We start from the raw sequence: 15,073 nt of genomic DNA on the forward strand, positions 1-15,073 counted from the left end.
CCGCCGAGCACGAAGCCCTACACGCCGTGGCCGACCCGGTCCCGGCAAGCCTGGAAACCAGTTAACCCGCTCTCCATCAAACCCGGGGCTTGACAAGCAATGGGGCACGCACCCGCGATCGTACGCAGCGCCGCAGACGAGACCACCGGCACCATCGACCAGGCCGGGGCCTTGTCGGTACTGCGTTCCCTGGTCCCGGATGTCGACACTACGTTGTCGTCGCTGGCCGCACAGATCGCCACCGCCGAGGCCAGCGCACCGGGCCCAGTGGTCCTGCGTGTGTTGCACGGCACCGGGCCGGTTCTGTCCCGGTGCGAGGCGTGGACTCTCCAGAACGGCCACTGGATCAAGCATTCGCCGATCCCGTCCGGCGTCGGCACCACCATGCGCGCCATCGAGGCCGCCACACTGGAAGCTGGCCTGCCCTACCCGCGCGGAGACGAAGGCCGCCGCCGCGCGCGATGGCGCAGCGTCACCGGTAACGGCCCGGCCGGGTTCGAACTTCCCCTGAGCGGCCTGTAACGCTCGTCACTGAATCTTGCGGCAGGGCGGCGAGCAAAGCCCCCATTCTCAGCAGGAGGTACACGCAACTGGCTGGATGACAGCGGCTCGCGGACGACCACGCGGACTAGCGCGACGCCTGGGAGAAGCAACTCCTGAACCAGCTGATCCACGGCGACATCCCCAAGCCTGATCTGTTCGTGCACGGCGACCAGGTTCGCCTGTCAACTGGGCGTGGTCCTGGACCGGCCCGCCCTGGATCGACGCTGCAGTCCTGGCTGCTCGACTGATCGGCGACGGACATGACCCCAGCCGAGGGTGAGCGGCTTGTGTCCAAGGCATGGAAGCTATCGACGCCGCCCCTCTGCTACGGCGCTACGTCAAGCGACCCTCTCCCATGCCGCGCGGGCCTGGCGGCCAAGCGCTACCCACGCACCGCAGGCGTCGGCATGTGACACGTCGGGTACCGAGGGGGATCAAACGATCCCGTGCGGGCAGCGGACCGCGGCCGAACTAGGGATTCTCTGATTGATTGGCGACCGCTTGGCGAAATTGACAAATTAGGTGATCGATATAGTTACGGCGATAGTGTGCGAAACGCCGTTTCGAGCACAGGAATCCGCAATAAAACTGGCCAACCAACCAACTCGTTCAAGAGTCCAGCCGCGAAACGCGCCATGGATCCTGGCTGCACTCTGAGGCGGGCCGCCCCAGAAATGGTCAGGAGCCACAACTGGGAAATGAGTTGTGGCCGTCTCTGCAACGGATGGCTCTAGCAATATCGGCGCGGCAAACTTCATCAAGTCGTCAGCTAGATACTGTGCAAATGTTTGAGGCAGCGGAATCCCCGAACAAATCTCTATCGTCGCCGGCACCGAACTGAGCCCGGCGGAATCGCTCGCGGAGGCCCAGGCCAAGGTTTCAACGCTCGGCGCGAGTCCAATTTCGTGCTGGCGACCAACTCGGACGAGCTGTGTGGGCAGTACGAACTGAACTACTTTCGGATGGAAGGTGCCTTGGCTCAACACAACGTCATCGACGCAGCGAAGAAGCGCCTGGGTGGGGAGTGCGCTGCCAACGGAGAGGGGGCGGATTCCAACCTGGAACCAGAAAGCAGGACCGGGCGAGGAACCCCCATTCACAACTGGCTCGGAACCCGCGTCGTGAAGCGCCCAAAGCCCCGGGGACCCGACATGCTCTTCGGTGCCGTCACTCCTTTGGATTACGCGACGCGTGTCGAGCCACCCCATGGCATCTGAACGCTTGTGGAAGAGGGAATAGGAGTCCTCCTCGCTCACGTCTCCCGCACTTCTTTTGAAATCGCCAAATAGCGCCACCAACAGTGGCCTAGAGACTTGCGAGCCATCGCTGGTGGCGCTACTTGGTGATGCCATTTCGCTGGTCAAACCAACCCGATCGTTCGGACCATTTTAGTACACAGTGCAGGGAACCTCATCCTGCTTGCGCGGCACTTCCGTCGTGTCGACTTCCCAGTCAACATCAACGGTCACATGTGACCGCCACGAAACGGTGGCAAGAGTATCGCAGTCCTCGTGCGCCGTCACCCGGTTCGAACTGCCACCGCCAGGCCTCAGCTGCGTGTTGGGCGAGCAGTCCTTCTGCTCCCAGTAATGCTCAGTCCCACTGTCGTTCTCGTAGTACTCGTACAGACAGACCATAACGTGCGCCGTGTCACCATCACAGTTGCCCCGCTTCCACCATCCGTGCGCCTGAACTGCTGGCCCGGTAGACCAGGTCGAGACATGCGGAAGGTCGACCCCTGAGACGGGCGTGCAGCCGACCGCAGCCGCTGCGAATCTCGACTTTCCGGGATCCGACGAGGCAGCCATCTGTAGAGGGTTGCCGTTCTCGTCAACCTGGAGAGGGGTGCCGTCCTCGTCGACGTAGATCGCTTCAGCAGCGTCCTCCGCCGTCGCGACGGCAGGCGCGGCCTCTTCGAACCCAGCCAGCTTGTCATCTGCACCGAAAGCGGCCGAGTGCCCCGCGACCGTGAAACCGGCCGCAAGCGCTACCGATCCCACGATTGCCATGAACCTATGCTTCATCAGTCTCTTTCCCCCACTAGTGACATCCACCTGGACCCCCTGCGGGCCGTCGATCAGGATTTCACCCCTGACCGTCACGTGCAAGCAAATTGCGCCGTCAGTGGCGAGGGTCCAGGTACAGGTACAGGGGGGAGAGAGCCAGCGCAACGCGCGATAGGTCTGCTGGACCTGTCCGCATGCACCGTCCTCGGGAAGTTACGAGAGCGAGCACGCCGAAGCCGTGTCGGGTAAGCGAACCCAACGGCACAAGGTCGACCCGTGCGCCGGCGCGCTTGGCGTCCGCGCGGATCTAACGACTCCTGATGCTCAGTGGGCCGCCCTAGTCAGGTCTAGCGACTGGCAGCGTACGACCACATCCGACTGGACGTGGCCAATCATCCGAACGGGGGAGTCGGTGCCTGGCTCGGGCGGGAGTGGAACGGTTCTGCACTGTTGGCGCTGTCCAGGTTTCGCACCAGGGCTTGGACGGAACGGGCGTGGTCGCGTTGAATGAGTGTGGTGGGTGGTCCGCCGAGCAGGCTGTCTCCGGTCACTTCGTAGAGGTCGCGGTACGCGGCCACGGCGGCGACGCCGTCAAGCCATTCACGTTCGGCCGGTTCGTGGGGACGACGTGGTAGATGTCGGGTCCAGGGTTCGCGGTCACGTAGGGCCCGTATGGCACGGGCGCTAGCGCGGTCTTCGATGAGTTCGGCGCGCCTGTCGAGGGCTTCGCGAACGTCCGGTGGGAATTGTCCCTGGGCTTGTGGGACCAGTCCGGCGATCCGGCCCCGTCCATTGTTGCTTCGGGTGGCGGCATGGGTGAGGCGGTCGTGCAGGACGGCGGCGATGTCGTCGGCGTCGTACAGGCTCCGGGCGGCGGCGATCCGGGGCAGGAGGCGGTAGACGTCGTGGCCGTCTGCTTCGACTCGGCGGAGTTCGGCGCACAGTGGCCCGAACGCGTCCGACTCCACGACCTGTGCGATGTCGCGTCGGGTGAAGCCTTCTCCGGCCAGGGTGTGTGCGACCAGTTGAGTCCAGCGTGGGCGTTGGGCGTAGGTGGCGATGGTGCCGTACTCGGCCGCGAGCTGTGCGATGGAACCCCAGCGCTGCTCCTCGTCATGCTGCGTCTGGTGTGCGGAGGATTCGGCGCCGACCCGGTGCAGGATGCCCGCCAGCACGGTACGGGCCGCGTCGAGGTCCGGCAGGTCCGGGTCGATGTTCGCGCCGATGGCGTGCTCATGGTTCTGATTCCGGTCGGGCTGGTCGACGGGCACGAACACGGTATTCGTCGCGCGACCTCGGGTGAGGGCGACGTACAGGTTCTCCCGGCTCATGCTCGGGCTCGCGACCGTGTACGCGGTGTCGACGGTCAAGCCCTGGGCACGGTGTGCGGTGATCGCATAGCCGAGGTCGACGTGCTCGGCCACGTAGGCGGCGGGCAGGCGGACCATCTGACCGCGGAGTTGCTGGCGGTCGGCGTTCCGGGCATCGGTGTGCGCGTTGGGATCGATGCGCTGAGCAGTGACCGACCCGTCGTGGTGGACATCGGTGATCTGCCAGCGGTCGCCGTTGCGGACCCATCCGGCGTGCCCGTGGCGCAGGGTACGGTCGTTGCGCCGGGTGAGGATGAGGTCTCCGGCTGAGGCGCGGGTCTGCCCGGCCAGGTGCACCGTCTGGCCGTCGGAGATGCGTCCGGTCAGGACGCGTTCGGCGCGGGCGCGGCGGTTGAGTTCGTTCATCGTGGCGGTGTCCGGCACGACCAGCACCGACGACCGCCCCGTCTCGGTGTCGGCCTTCCACGCCCTGTAGGCGGCGTCGGTCATGTCCTCGGTGGTGCCCGCTTGGATGCGGTCGTGGTCCTGGTAGGTGGCAAGGATGGCTGCGTCACCGTCGCGGAGCCGGAGTGTGGCGCGCTTCTCCCAGTCGGCGTGGAAGCGGTGCACCTCGATCAGCGTCGGGACGTCACCCGTCATCCGGGCGCGCTCGCCAGTCAGGAGTGTCAGGGCGCCGCCAGTCTCGACGGCAGGCAGCTGGGCGGGGTCACCGACCAGGAGCACCTTCGCGCCGGCCTCGACGGCCGTGTGGGTCAGGCGGTCCAAGGTGTGCGTGCCGGCGAGGGATGCCTCGTCCACGATGACCAGTTGCCCTGGCTCGAACCGGGCCCGCCCGTGCTGGTGGCGGGTGAGCCACATCTCCGTGTTCTCACACTCGATCCCGAGCTCGGTGCCCAAGACGTCAGCGGCAGCCGCGGAGGGCGCCAGACCGACGACGGCCCCCGGGCCATGCTGCCCTTCCCACAGGATGCGTAGCGCACGCAGTGTGGTCGTCTTCCCGGTCCCGGCCGGACCCACCAGCAGGTCTAGGCGTCGCCCCGAACTGGCCACGGCGTGGACAGTGTCGGCCTGCGACGCGTCCAGCGCACCGTCTCGCACACCTTGGTTCAGGATGGCCCCCAGCCGCTCGGCGCCCAGGCGTGGCGCTGTGCGGTCGTCCATGAGCCCGAGAAGACGTTCCTCGGCGTCCAGGACGGCTTGGGAGGTAAACACGGTCGAGTGCTTGGGCCGCAGAGTGCTGGACCCGTCCGCGCGTTGCATGCCCAGGGGTGTGGGTGCGAGTTCGGGTGGGGTCAGAGTGACCGAGCCGCCTTCGGCTTGGGCGACGATCCGGGCTACGACCTGGACGCGGTCCTCGTGAGTGGCCATGCGCCAGTGCATGGTCTGGCGTTCGGCTTCGGCCCAGAGGTTCCAGTGCTTCCACGTGGCCCGCTTGTCCCCCACCACGCCCAGCACGACTGAGGCTGCCATGTCCACCACGTCCTGGGGGACATCACCGGCCGTGAACACCTGCCCTGGGTTCGCCAGGGCAGCGGACAGCAGCCCCTGCGCCCACTCGGTCGGGTCCTGCCCCAGAATGCGCCCGGCTCGCACACGCCACTGCGCCGAGAGGTCGGCCAGGGACTCGATGGTCTTGGGCGGGCGGGTCTCCAGGGTGGCCTGTTCCCGCAGCCGGTTGATCGTGCCCGGCGACGGGGTACGCCCGTGCTTCTCGCGGTATTCGTCGATGAGTTGGTCGGCGCAGTGCTCGATCTCGGCCGACCGGTTGGAGAACTCTTCGATCAGCTCGTCACTGACACCGACGATCTCCATCCGCGGGCTGCGGTCCTTTCCCCGGACCCGTCGCTCCCACTTCACGCCCAGGGCGCCGGTCAGGCGGTCGGCCAGGACGGCGTTGTAGTGCTCGCTGAACGCGACGTTCGCGTTGAACAACGCCCTCGAGTCCAGCGTGCGCCACTTGCCATCGACCAGGGCCCGGACCTTGTTCGCGATCACCAGGTGCGTGTGCAGCTGCGGGTCGTGCGCGCGCGAGTCCCAGTGGTCGTACGCGGTGGCGATCACCCCGGAGACGTCCACCTGCATGATCGACCCGTCCCCGGCATCGGTACCCATCCTCGTCGCGGCGATATGGCCCTCGATGAACTTGATCGTCTCGGCCATCGCCGCCCGGTGCGCACCCAGGATGATCGCCTGCGTGTTCCGGCCCGAGAGGCCCCACAGCACCGAGACCGACTTCGCTGGGGAGAACGTCAGATCGAACCCAGCGACCGCTGTCCGCTTTCCGGCCAGCGTCTCGTCCCGCACGATCGTGTCCACCGCGGCCTTCCGGTCTTCCGGGCTCAGCGCCGGGTCCAGGGCGGCGGCACGGTTCTCGATCCGCTCACGCAGCGGCGCGATCTTCGGGTAGGCCCTGCCCAACGGCTCGGTCGTGACCGGGTCCCGGCCCGCTTCCAGGAGCCGCTGGAGCTGGGTGGTGGTCACGCGGTCCCCCGGGACCAGTACGTCGCCGCCGAGGTCCGCGACGCCGCTTCCGAGCCAGTACCCGGGTGGGGTGCCCACAGCCGTGTAGTACGCGGTGACCGGGTCCAGGCCGAAGCCGTCGCCAAGGTCCGGGGTGTCGCAGTCGGCGTTGGCCACGGAACCGGTCAGGTACTCGGTGCCGTTGCCGACGCTCATCGGAACGATGCTCACCGCCACGACCGATCACCGTCCCTTGGGGTGTGCGGGCGAGGTGTGCGGGCCGCCGGCCAACGGTGCCGAAACGTACCAACGCCAACGGTTCCGTCGCTCGTCAACTGCCTGAGGTGTGCTGCGTTGCCAGGTGACCAACCCCGCGTACGTCGTCGTCCGCCTGCGACTTGCCAGCCGCATGCCGTAGTTCGTACCGCTGCCGTCGCTCGGTGCACACGCTGCATGTGTCCAGTTCGCTGCAACGTGCCGCTGCTTAGTCACGTAAGCCAGGTAGGAGGGGACAGCGGGGCGGGTCCCCCGGGCGATGACCCACTCCGCTGCGTCGGCGGACGTCACGGGGCGCATCGCCGGGGCGGGCCGGTGCGGGCCGGTGGCGTTGCCGCCAACGACAACGGGGCCCGGACACCGAAGTGTCCGAGCCCCGTTCATCCGCCCGCCCCGAGAGGAGTCAGGCCGCTGTGTGCTTGGCACCAGCCGCCTCCTGCGCAGCCAACCAGGCCATCACCTTCGAGCGCCGGTAGACCACCCGGCGCGGGCCGAGCCGGAACCAGTCCGGGCCCTTCCCGATGTACCGCCACCACCGCAGCGTGTTCTCCGGCACGCCCAGAAGGTCAGAGACCTCCCGCGTGCGCAGCAACGGATCAGTTTCCACGAAGAACCAGCCTCCCTAGTTGTAACTAACTTCGGATTCTAGTGAAACATATTTTCTAGTGGCTGTAAACAAGAATTGCCGGTACCGTTGGAGCGTGGCAGCAGACGAACGAGACGTACACGTCGGGCAGAACCTCACCAAGCATCGAGGCATCCGCAGTCAAAAGGCCCTTGCGGACTGGATGCGCAAGCGTGGCTGGAAGTGGTCCCAGGCCACGGTCTGGTCGATCGAGAAGGGGGAACGTCCGCTCAAGTTTGTCGAGGCCGTCGACCTAGCCGAAGCCCTCGACATACGTATCGAAGACCTCTTGCAGGAGCCCGAGCTGGCGACCGCCACACGCGACGTCTCCGCCCGCACCCGCCAGACCCTTGCCCTGGCCGAGCAGGCCACCGAAGCACTCATCGAGTTCGAACGTGAGCGCCGGAACCTGGACGACGCGATCGACACCGGCGTACGACTTCCGGGCTGGGACCGCATGGCCGACCACAACCAGATCAGCAGCGCCCTGACCTACACCACCGAGGTCATCGCCGACATGGCCCGATCACAGGTCGAGCGGGAGCGCGATCCGCTACTGGCCCGCAAGAGCGATCCCGAGCGCGTCAAGCAGATCATCCTCGAACGCGAACAGGTCTGGTTCATCCCCGACCAGTGGCGCGCCAAACGTGGCCTCCCACTTCGCGAAGACCCCCAAGAACCCCCGGATACCCCACAGGAAGGAACGACCGATGGCGTCGATCAAGAAGAGACCGAACGGTAAGTGGCGCGCCCGCTACCGAGACGAAGCCAAGAAGGAACACTCGCGCCACTTCGATCGCAAGACCGACGCTCAGGACTGGCTGGATGAAGTCACCGCCACGGTTGTGACAGGTACGTACGCCGATCCCAAGCGTGGGGCACTCACGTTCGACCAGTGGTGGGGCGTCTGGTCTGAGCGCCAGGTCTGGGCGACCGGCACCACCGAAGCAGCAACCACCGCGTTCGAGTCGGTCACGTTCGGATCAGTTCGGATGCGGGACATCAGGCCTTCGCATCTAGAGAAGTGGGTCAAGGCGATGTCTCAGCCCACCAAGACCCGGAAGAAGGGCCTGGAGCCGTCCACGATCACGACGCGGTTCAACTACGTCCGAGCAGCCTTCGCGGCTGCCACTCGTGATCGCGTGATCGGGATCGACCCGGCGACGAACGTCAAGCTTCCTCGGCGCAGGCGCGCCGAAGCGGCGATGACGATTCCCGAACCGCTCGGCGTGCGGAAGGCGCTGGAAGTCGCCCCGAAGTACTTCTCGGGGTTCATCGCCGTCTGCGCGTTCGCTGGCCTCCGGCTCGGAGAGGCGGCCGGGCTCCAGGTCAGCGACATCAACTTTCTCGGTCGCACGATCACCATCAACAGGCAGATACAGGGTTCCACCGCAACGACGTCAACGATCGAGCCGCCGAAGTACGGATCGGAGCGGACCATCCACGTGCCGCGCGAGCTGCTGACGATGATCTCCAGCCACATCGAGAAGTTCGTTCCGCGTGGTGACGAGCAGTGGATCTTCTGGAACCCCAACGGAGATCAGCGCGGACTCTGGAACCGCAACAGCGCGTCCCAGGCGTGGCGAACGACGCGCCGTCAGGTGGGGCTGGAGGCCTACACGCTCCACGACCTGCGTCACTTCTACGCGTCGGGCCTGATCGCCGACAACTGCGACGTCGTCACCGTCCAACGGGCTCTGGGTCACTCCAGCCCGACCATCACGCTCGGCACATATGCGCACCTCTGGCCGAGCGCCGAGGACAAGACCCGAGCAGCGGCGACGTCGCTCATGCGAACCGTGCTGTCCGCACAGCCCGCGACCAAGGCCGCGAAGACCTCCTGGCAGACCGAACGGGCGGCCACCGGTATCCCGGCAACCACCCGTTAGCCCGTGCTCATCGTCCGCTCTTGCGGACTGTGTGCGGACTGGCAGTCCAGAACAGGCTGCTGACCTGCATGTTCACCGGTAGTTCGTGAACTGCAGCGCGAAGTCCAAATCCGAGCCCTTCAGCAGGGCCATGACCTCCTGCAGCTGGTCGCGCGACTTGCTGGTCACACGCACCTCGTCACCGGTGATCTGGGTCTTCACACCCTTGGGGCCCTCATCGCGGATGATCTTGGTGACCTTCTTCGCGGACTCCCCCGCCAGCCCCTCCTTGAGGGTGACCTCGAGGCGGTACTCCTTACCCGACGGCTTGGGCTCCCGCTCGCCGACGTCGAGCGCCTTGAGCGAGATGCCGCGCTTGATCAGCTTGATCTCGAAGGCGTCGAGGGCAGCGATCACCCGCTCCGACGAGTTGGCGACGATCACTATGCTCTCGCCGCTCCAGGCGATCGAGGCGCCGACGTTCTTGAAGTCGTACCGCTGCGAGATCTCTTTGCTCGCCTGGTTCAGCGCGTTGTCGACCTCCTGGCGGTCGACCTTGCTGACGATGTCGAACGACGAGTCGGCCATGTGGTGCTCCTTCTATGTCATACCCGGGCGCCCCTGCACGCCCAGTTGGATTCGGCACCACCGTATCCGCAGCCAGGGGGCGCGACGAACGCATCCCGTGGCGGCGAACAGGTGATGTCAGAGCATCCCGGGAGGAGTGCCCCAGTCCGGGCCCGACGTCGGACCGCCGATACCGCCCTGGCCGTAACCGCCCGACGGGCCCCCGGCCATGGCCTCGAGGCGACGGATCCGGTCCGCCATGGGCGGGTGCGTGGCGAACAGGCGGCCGATCCCCGCGCCCCGGAAGGGGTTGGCGATCATCACGTGGGACACGTTGGTGAGCTCTCGGTCCTGCGGCAGCGGCGCACGCTGCGTGCCCTGCTCGAGCTTGGCCAGCGCCGAGGCCAGCGCGAGGGGGTCGCCCGTGAGGCGGGCGCCGTCCTCGTCGGCGTCGTACTCGCGCGTGCGGGAGATCGCCATCTGGATGAGCATCGCGGCGATCGGCGCGAGTATCGCCATCGCCAGTGCCGCGAGCGGGTTGCCGCCCTCGCGGCGGTCGCCGCCGCCGAAGAACAGCAGAAACTGCGCCGCCGCGGTAATGAGGCCCGCCATCGCGGAGGCTACCGACGCCGTGAGGATGTCGCGGTTGTAGACATGCATGAGCTCGTGCCCCAGGACGCCGCGCAGCTCGCGCTCGTTCAGCAGCTGGAGGATGCCCTCCGTGCAGCAGACCGCGGCATTCTTCGGGTCGCGCCCCGTCGCGAACGCGTTGGGCGCCTTGGTGGGCGAGATGTAGAGCCGAGGCATCGGCTGGCGCGCCGCCGTGGACAGCTCGCGCACTATGCGGTGCATCTCCGGCGCCTGCAGCTCAGTGACCGGGTAGGCACGCATCGCGCGGATCGCCAGCTTGTCGGAGTTCCAGTAGCCGTACGCGGTGGTGCCCAGCCCGATGAGCACGAAGATCCACAGCATGCCGCTGGAGCCGCGCCCGAAGAGCGCCCAGAGCCCGAGGATCACGGCCCACATGCCACCGAACAGCGCAGCGGTCTTCAGCCCGTTGTAGTGCTTGTGCATCGCACTCCTTTCCTCCCAGCCGAACGTGCCGCGCCGGGCGGCGGTTCCCACAATGCCGTCGAAGGCGAACCATGGCGAGAACTAGGGCGAGATAGAAGTGGGGCGGAGCGAACCACTTGGTCGCTCCGCCCCAGTTCTGTCTCGCTGCAGTTCTACTACTTCGACAGAGCCCTGGCGATCGTCACCATCTCCTCGCGGGGGACGACCTTGACGCGCTCGCGCCCCTCGGCCTCGCCGAGCGACCGCTCGTGCGCGTCCAGGAGCTCCCAGCCCGCCCACTCGACGTACTCGACGCCCTTGCCGCCGAGGAACTCCAGGATGGCCTCCGGCGCACCCTGGGGCGCGGTCCGGCCGCCGTCCAGGTCGCCGGGCGCCTCGCCGTCGGCCACACCGGTGACATCCTCGACGAGGTGGCGGATGGTCTCCGACGCGTCGGACTTGGTGTGGCCGATGAGGCCCACCGGACCACGCTTGATCCAGCCCGTCGCGTACACGCCGGGAACCTGGTTGCCGTCGATGTCGACGACCCGGCCCTCGCGGTTGGTGATGACGCCCTTGACGTCGTCGTACGGGATCTCCGGCAGGGACGAACCGAAGTAGCCGACGGCGCGGTAGACGGCCTGGACGGGCCAGTCGGTGAACTCGCCCGTGCCCTTGACGGTGCCGTCACCCTGCAGCGCGGTGCGCTCGGTGCGGAACCCGACGACCTTGCCGTTCTCACCCAGCACCTCGGCGGGAGAGTTCAGGAAGTGCAGGTGCAGCCGGCGCGACGCCGTGTTCTGCGCCGGGTCCTTGAGCGTCCAGTCGACCAGGGTCTTGACTACCTGCTTGGTCTGGTTCGACGAGTTGATGGCGGCCTCGGAGCCCTCGTCGAAGTCGAAGTCCTCCGGGTACACGACGATGTCGACGTCGGGCACGTGGCCGAGCTCGCGCAGCTCGAGCGGCGAGAACTTGACCTGGGCCGGGCCACGGCGTGCGAACACGTGCACGTCGGTGACCGGCGAGGACTTCAGGATCTCGTGCACGTTGGCCGGGATCTCGGTCGGCAGCAGGTCGTCCGCGTGCTTCGCCAGGATGCGCGCCACGTCGAGGGCGACGTTGCCGGCGCCGATCACCGCCACCTGCTCCGCCTCCAGCGGCCAGGTGCGCGGCACGTCGGGGTGGCCGTCGTACCAGGACACGAAGTCAGCGGCGCCGTAGGAGCCGTTGAGGTCGATACCCGGGATGTTCAGCTCGGCGTCCTTGATGGAGCCGGTCGAGAAGATGACGGCGTCATAGAACTGGCGCAGGTCCTCGAGCTTCACGTCCACGCCGTAGTCCACGTTGGCGATCAGGCGCACGTCTCCACGGCTCAGCACCTTGTGGAGCGCGACGATGATCTGCTTGATGCGCGGGTGGTCCGGGGCCACGCCGTATCGCACCAGACCGAACGGCGCGGGAAGGCGCTCGAACAGGTCGATGCTCACGTCGAGGTCGGTCTTGGACAGGATGTCGCTCGCGTAGATGCCGGCAGGGCCGGCGCCGACGACGGCGACACGCAGGGGTCGGGTGGTGCTCACGAAAGGGGCGCCTTCCGGTCGAGGTCAGGAGGGGAAGCGAAGGCCGCTCACGATTCTACCGATTGAGTAAGGCGCGCCTCACCCCCGCTCAGGGGGTGGACGTGGTGTTCCTGTGAGGATCGGCACCCAGCAGGGGCTAGCGCCCCTGCTCGCGCTCGCGTGCAACCTTGGCAGCACGACGCCGGAGCTGGGACCTCTCGGCCGCTTCGTCGAGCGCACCGTACCCCGCGAAGCCGAGCGCGATCAGTGCCAGGAGTCCTGCGATCACGGTGACCGGAATGAGGTCCAGTGCCCTGGCGAGCACCGCCACGCCGACAAAGCCGAGGCCGATCCAAAAACTCCACTTGATGACGCGACTCATACGGAACGCTCCAGTGCTGCGAGTAGTCGAGGGATCTGACCGGCCGCGTCGGCAGGGTTGCCACTGATCCGGACCATCGGCAGCACGTGCTGCGACAGCCCGGCGACCGGGTGCCCCAGGTCCACCAGTGCAGACCGAGGAAGCGCAGACCGCTCACGATTCTACCGATTGAGTAAGGCGCCTCACCCCCGCTCAGGGGGTGGACGCGGCGGTTCCTGTGAGAATCCTCGCGTCAGGGGCTCAGTGCCCCTGCTCGCGCTCGCGAGCGACCTTGGCTGCCCGACGGCGGAGCTCGGCCCTGTCGGTCGCGTTGTCGAGCGCTTCATACCCCGCCATGCTGAGCGCGACCAGGCCCAGAATGCCTGCGATCACCGCCACCGGGATGAGGCTCAGCACGCTGGAGAGTACGGCGACGACGACGAGCCCCAGGCCGATCCAGAGGCTCCACCTGCCGAGGCCGCTCATGCGGGAATCACCTCGGCGGGCAGCGCGCGCAGGCCGCGTGAACCGACCTCTTGCAGCGAGTACGTCACGGGCTCCCGTGCTGGGTCGTGCTCAGTACCGCGCAGCACGTGGACGCCGTGCGGTCCTGCGTAGACGGACACGTTGAGCAGTTCGTCGCTCCCGCGGGCCACGCCCGACACGACGCTCACCGCCACCGCTTCCTTGAGCTGCGGCAGGCTGGCGACGGCCGCCTGGAGGGCCTCAGCCGAGTAGGTCTTCGCGGAAGTCCCCATCAGCGCTGCGCTGGTGGGGTCCAAGAACTTCTCGAACCGCTCCCCCAGCAGAGCCTCGGGGTAGACCGAGAACACGTGATGCCCGTGGCCAGAGATCTCCTCCTCGAGCACGACGGCCTTGTCGTCCTCGTGGTGCACGTAGGCGAAGAGCCAGTCCGTGCCGTTAGAGCTGGTCCGCTCCACCGAGACGATCTCCCGGGCCGAGCGCCGGAGTACGAGGGGACCGGTGATCCCCGGGTGTGCCTTGATCGCGATGACGCCGTTGCCGCTCTCGTCCGTGCCAGCGGGCACGACCAGCTCCCGGGACGCCATCGACCGGAGCGCTACCCGACCCATCAGGGACCGGTCGGCCTCCCCCTGGGCGTCGATCCACGGGGTAGGCACGAGCTGCTCGTGCTCGAGCCCGTCGAGGATGGACACCTCCTCGTCCGTGAGGATCACGATTCCAACGACCTCGCCGTCGCGCGCCTGCGCGAGGGTGACCCGCGCGGCCTCGACGTCGTCCGGTCCGAACTGCATCGCCTTTTGCTCGCTCATCAGAACAAGCCTCCCACAAAGTCACCGACGGCACCGGCAGCATCGCCGACCGCGTCGCCGACGTCGCTGGCCACGTCCTTGACGCCCTCGACAGCGTCGCCAGCGAACTCCTTCACTTCCTTCACGCCGTCAGCCAGATACGGCATCGGGTCGGAGGCGAACGCGGAGATCGCTTCCCGGTTGTCATACACCAGGTTGCCCAGCGCCCAGGCACCGGTGACCAGGCCGGCTCCGACGGCGATACCGATGCCGACGGGGTTGGCGAACGCCGCGACACCCAGGAACATACCGACCGACGCGACGCCGCCGGCTACGCCGATTCCGCCCATCACCCGGTCGACGCCACCGCGCCAGCCGTCGTACTTGGTGTTGATCATCTGGTCGATCCCGCCGACGATGCCGAGAACACCACCGGCGGCCCCGGCGTACCTGCCGACCTGGGTCAGCCCTGGGACGCCGCCAAGGCCGGGCAGAGAGCCCAGCCTGCCCGTGATGCCCATCCCGTCGACGAGCATCCCCTGCCGGATGAAGGGCACTGCGGCGGCCGCAGCGTCACCCGCGGTGTTCAGGGCACGCGTGAGGTTCATCAAGTTGCGGCCGTACTTGAACGCTGCCAGTCCGGCCAGCCCGACGCCCACTCCCTCGACACCGGTCTCGATCAGGTCGAAGATGCTGCCCGGCCGGTTGGAGGCCCCCGCGACCTCGGTGCCGCCAGGACCCGTACCACCAGGACCCGTGCCACCGCTGTACTCGTTCGACGTGGTCTCCTGCGCGTCTGCGTTGGCGCGCACCGTGAGGGCGGCGTCGCTGAGCGCGGCGGCCGCGTCCCGGAGCTTTGTCAGGTGGCTGCCGGTCCACTCCTGCCTGAAGCCGTCCGCGTCGGGACCGCTCCAGCCGTCCTCCTGCGGGGTCGCGGCCTCGACGGCCGTGGCGACCGTATCGAGCGTCTCGCTACCCTCGTCGAACTTGTCGGCAAGGAGACGCAGCGCCTCGATATCGGCGCCGGACATGCTCCCGCTCACGTGGTCCTCCTCGTGTTCCGCCACCGACAGGTTCGGATGGCCGCTCAACCCCTACTGATCAAGGGATGCGGGACCGTGATGGTCCCGCATCCCTTGACGTTGGCTCC

General features: G+C 67.1%; 14 protein-coding genes. 4 read left to right on the top strand and 10 right to left on the bottom strand.

What is annotated here, in order from left to right; all coding sequences use genetic code 11:
• Positions 1–99: 99 nt before the first annotated feature.
• Both AB0F70_RS24035 and AB0F70_RS24040 read left to right on the top strand, forming a co-directional pair.
• Positions 100–522 carry a hypothetical protein gene (locus tag AB0F70_RS24035; protein ID WP_357454512.1) on the top strand — a complete coding sequence of 141 codons (423 nt, stop codon included), beginning with the start codon at positions 100–102 and terminating at the stop codon, positions 520–522.
• Positions 523–1,448: 926 nt separating this feature from the next.
• Positions 1,449–1,760 (top strand): hypothetical protein, encoded by a 312-nt coding sequence (locus AB0F70_RS24040; RefSeq protein ID WP_357454515.1) that lies wholly within the window; start codon positions 1,449–1,451, stop codon positions 1,758–1,760.
• A gap of 171 nt (positions 1,761–1,931) precedes the next feature.
• Here the strand turns inward: AB0F70_RS24040 and AB0F70_RS24045 are convergent, their stop codons facing one another.
• The 3 genes from AB0F70_RS24045 to AB0F70_RS24055 form a co-directional block, all read right to left on the bottom strand.
• Positions 1,932–2,552, bottom strand: a complete 621-nt coding sequence (locus AB0F70_RS24045; RefSeq protein ID WP_357454517.1) for a hypothetical protein — start codon at positions 2,550–2,552, stop codon at positions 1,932–1,934.
• A 389-nt stretch (positions 2,553–2,941) separates the two neighbouring features.
• Complete coding sequence (gene mobF, locus AB0F70_RS24050; RefSeq protein WP_357454520.1) at positions 2,942–6,556, bottom strand: MobF family relaxase; 3,615 nt, start codon at positions 6,554–6,556, stop codon at positions 2,942–2,944.
• Between the two features lie 463 nt (positions 6,557–7,019).
• Positions 7,020–7,223, bottom strand: a complete 204-nt coding sequence (locus AB0F70_RS24055) for a helix-turn-helix domain-containing protein (protein WP_357454523.1) — start codon at positions 7,221–7,223, stop codon at positions 7,020–7,022.
• A gap of 94 nt (positions 7,224–7,317) precedes the next feature.
• Between AB0F70_RS24055 and AB0F70_RS24060 the strand changes: the two genes are divergently transcribed.
• Positions 7,318–7,983: a hypothetical protein gene (locus AB0F70_RS24060; RefSeq protein ID WP_357454526.1), complete on the top strand. Its 666-nt coding sequence runs from the start codon at positions 7,318–7,320 to the stop codon at positions 7,981–7,983.
• Complete coding sequence (locus AB0F70_RS24065; RefSeq protein WP_357454529.1) at positions 7,952–9,130, top strand: site-specific integrase; 1,179 nt, start codon at positions 7,952–7,954, stop codon at positions 9,128–9,130. The genes AB0F70_RS24060 and AB0F70_RS24065 overlap by 32 nt, the downstream gene beginning before the upstream one ends.
• A gap of 72 nt (positions 9,131–9,202) precedes the next feature.
• Here AB0F70_RS24065 and AB0F70_RS24070 read toward each other — a convergent pair whose 3' ends face one another.
• From AB0F70_RS24070 to AB0F70_RS24100, 7 genes are all read right to left on the bottom strand, one after another.
• The gene (locus AB0F70_RS24070; RefSeq protein ID WP_357454532.1) at positions 9,203–9,697 is read right to left on the bottom strand and encodes a YajQ family cyclic di-GMP-binding protein; all 495 of its coding nucleotides are present in this window, start codon (positions 9,695–9,697) and stop codon (positions 9,203–9,205) included.
• A 117-nt stretch (positions 9,698–9,814) separates the two neighbouring features.
• Positions 9,815–10,750, bottom strand: a complete 936-nt coding sequence (htpX, locus tag AB0F70_RS24075) for a zinc metalloprotease HtpX (RefSeq protein WP_357454535.1) — start codon at positions 10,748–10,750, stop codon at positions 9,815–9,817.
• A gap of 155 nt (positions 10,751–10,905) precedes the next feature.
• Positions 10,906–12,309 (bottom strand): FAD-dependent oxidoreductase, encoded by a 1,404-nt coding sequence (locus AB0F70_RS24080; RefSeq protein WP_357454538.1) that lies wholly within the window; start codon positions 12,307–12,309, stop codon positions 10,906–10,908.
• A gap of 136 nt (positions 12,310–12,445) precedes the next feature.
• Positions 12,446–12,670: a hypothetical protein gene (locus tag AB0F70_RS24085; protein ID WP_357454541.1), complete on the bottom strand. Its 225-nt coding sequence runs from the start codon at positions 12,668–12,670 to the stop codon at positions 12,446–12,448.
• Positions 12,671–12,910: 240 nt separating this feature from the next.
• Positions 12,911–13,135, bottom strand: a complete 225-nt coding sequence (locus tag AB0F70_RS24090) for a hypothetical protein (RefSeq protein ID WP_357454544.1) — start codon at positions 13,133–13,135, stop codon at positions 12,911–12,913.
• Positions 13,132–13,944 (bottom strand): hypothetical protein, encoded by an 813-nt coding sequence (locus tag AB0F70_RS24095; RefSeq protein ID WP_357454547.1) that lies wholly within the window; start codon positions 13,942–13,944, stop codon positions 13,132–13,134. Before AB0F70_RS24095 ends, AB0F70_RS24090 begins: the two co-directional genes overlap by 4 nt.
• Positions 13,944–14,966 (bottom strand): hypothetical protein, encoded by a 1,023-nt coding sequence (locus tag AB0F70_RS24100; RefSeq protein WP_357454550.1) that lies wholly within the window; start codon positions 14,964–14,966, stop codon positions 13,944–13,946. The genes AB0F70_RS24095 and AB0F70_RS24100 overlap by 1 nt, the downstream gene beginning before the upstream one ends.
• Positions 14,967–15,073 lie beyond the last annotated feature (107 nt).

It is taken from the genome of Promicromonospora sp. NPDC023805, from assembly GCF_040639635.1.
Lineage (GTDB): Bacteria > Actinomycetota > Actinomycetes > Actinomycetales > Cellulomonadaceae > Promicromonospora.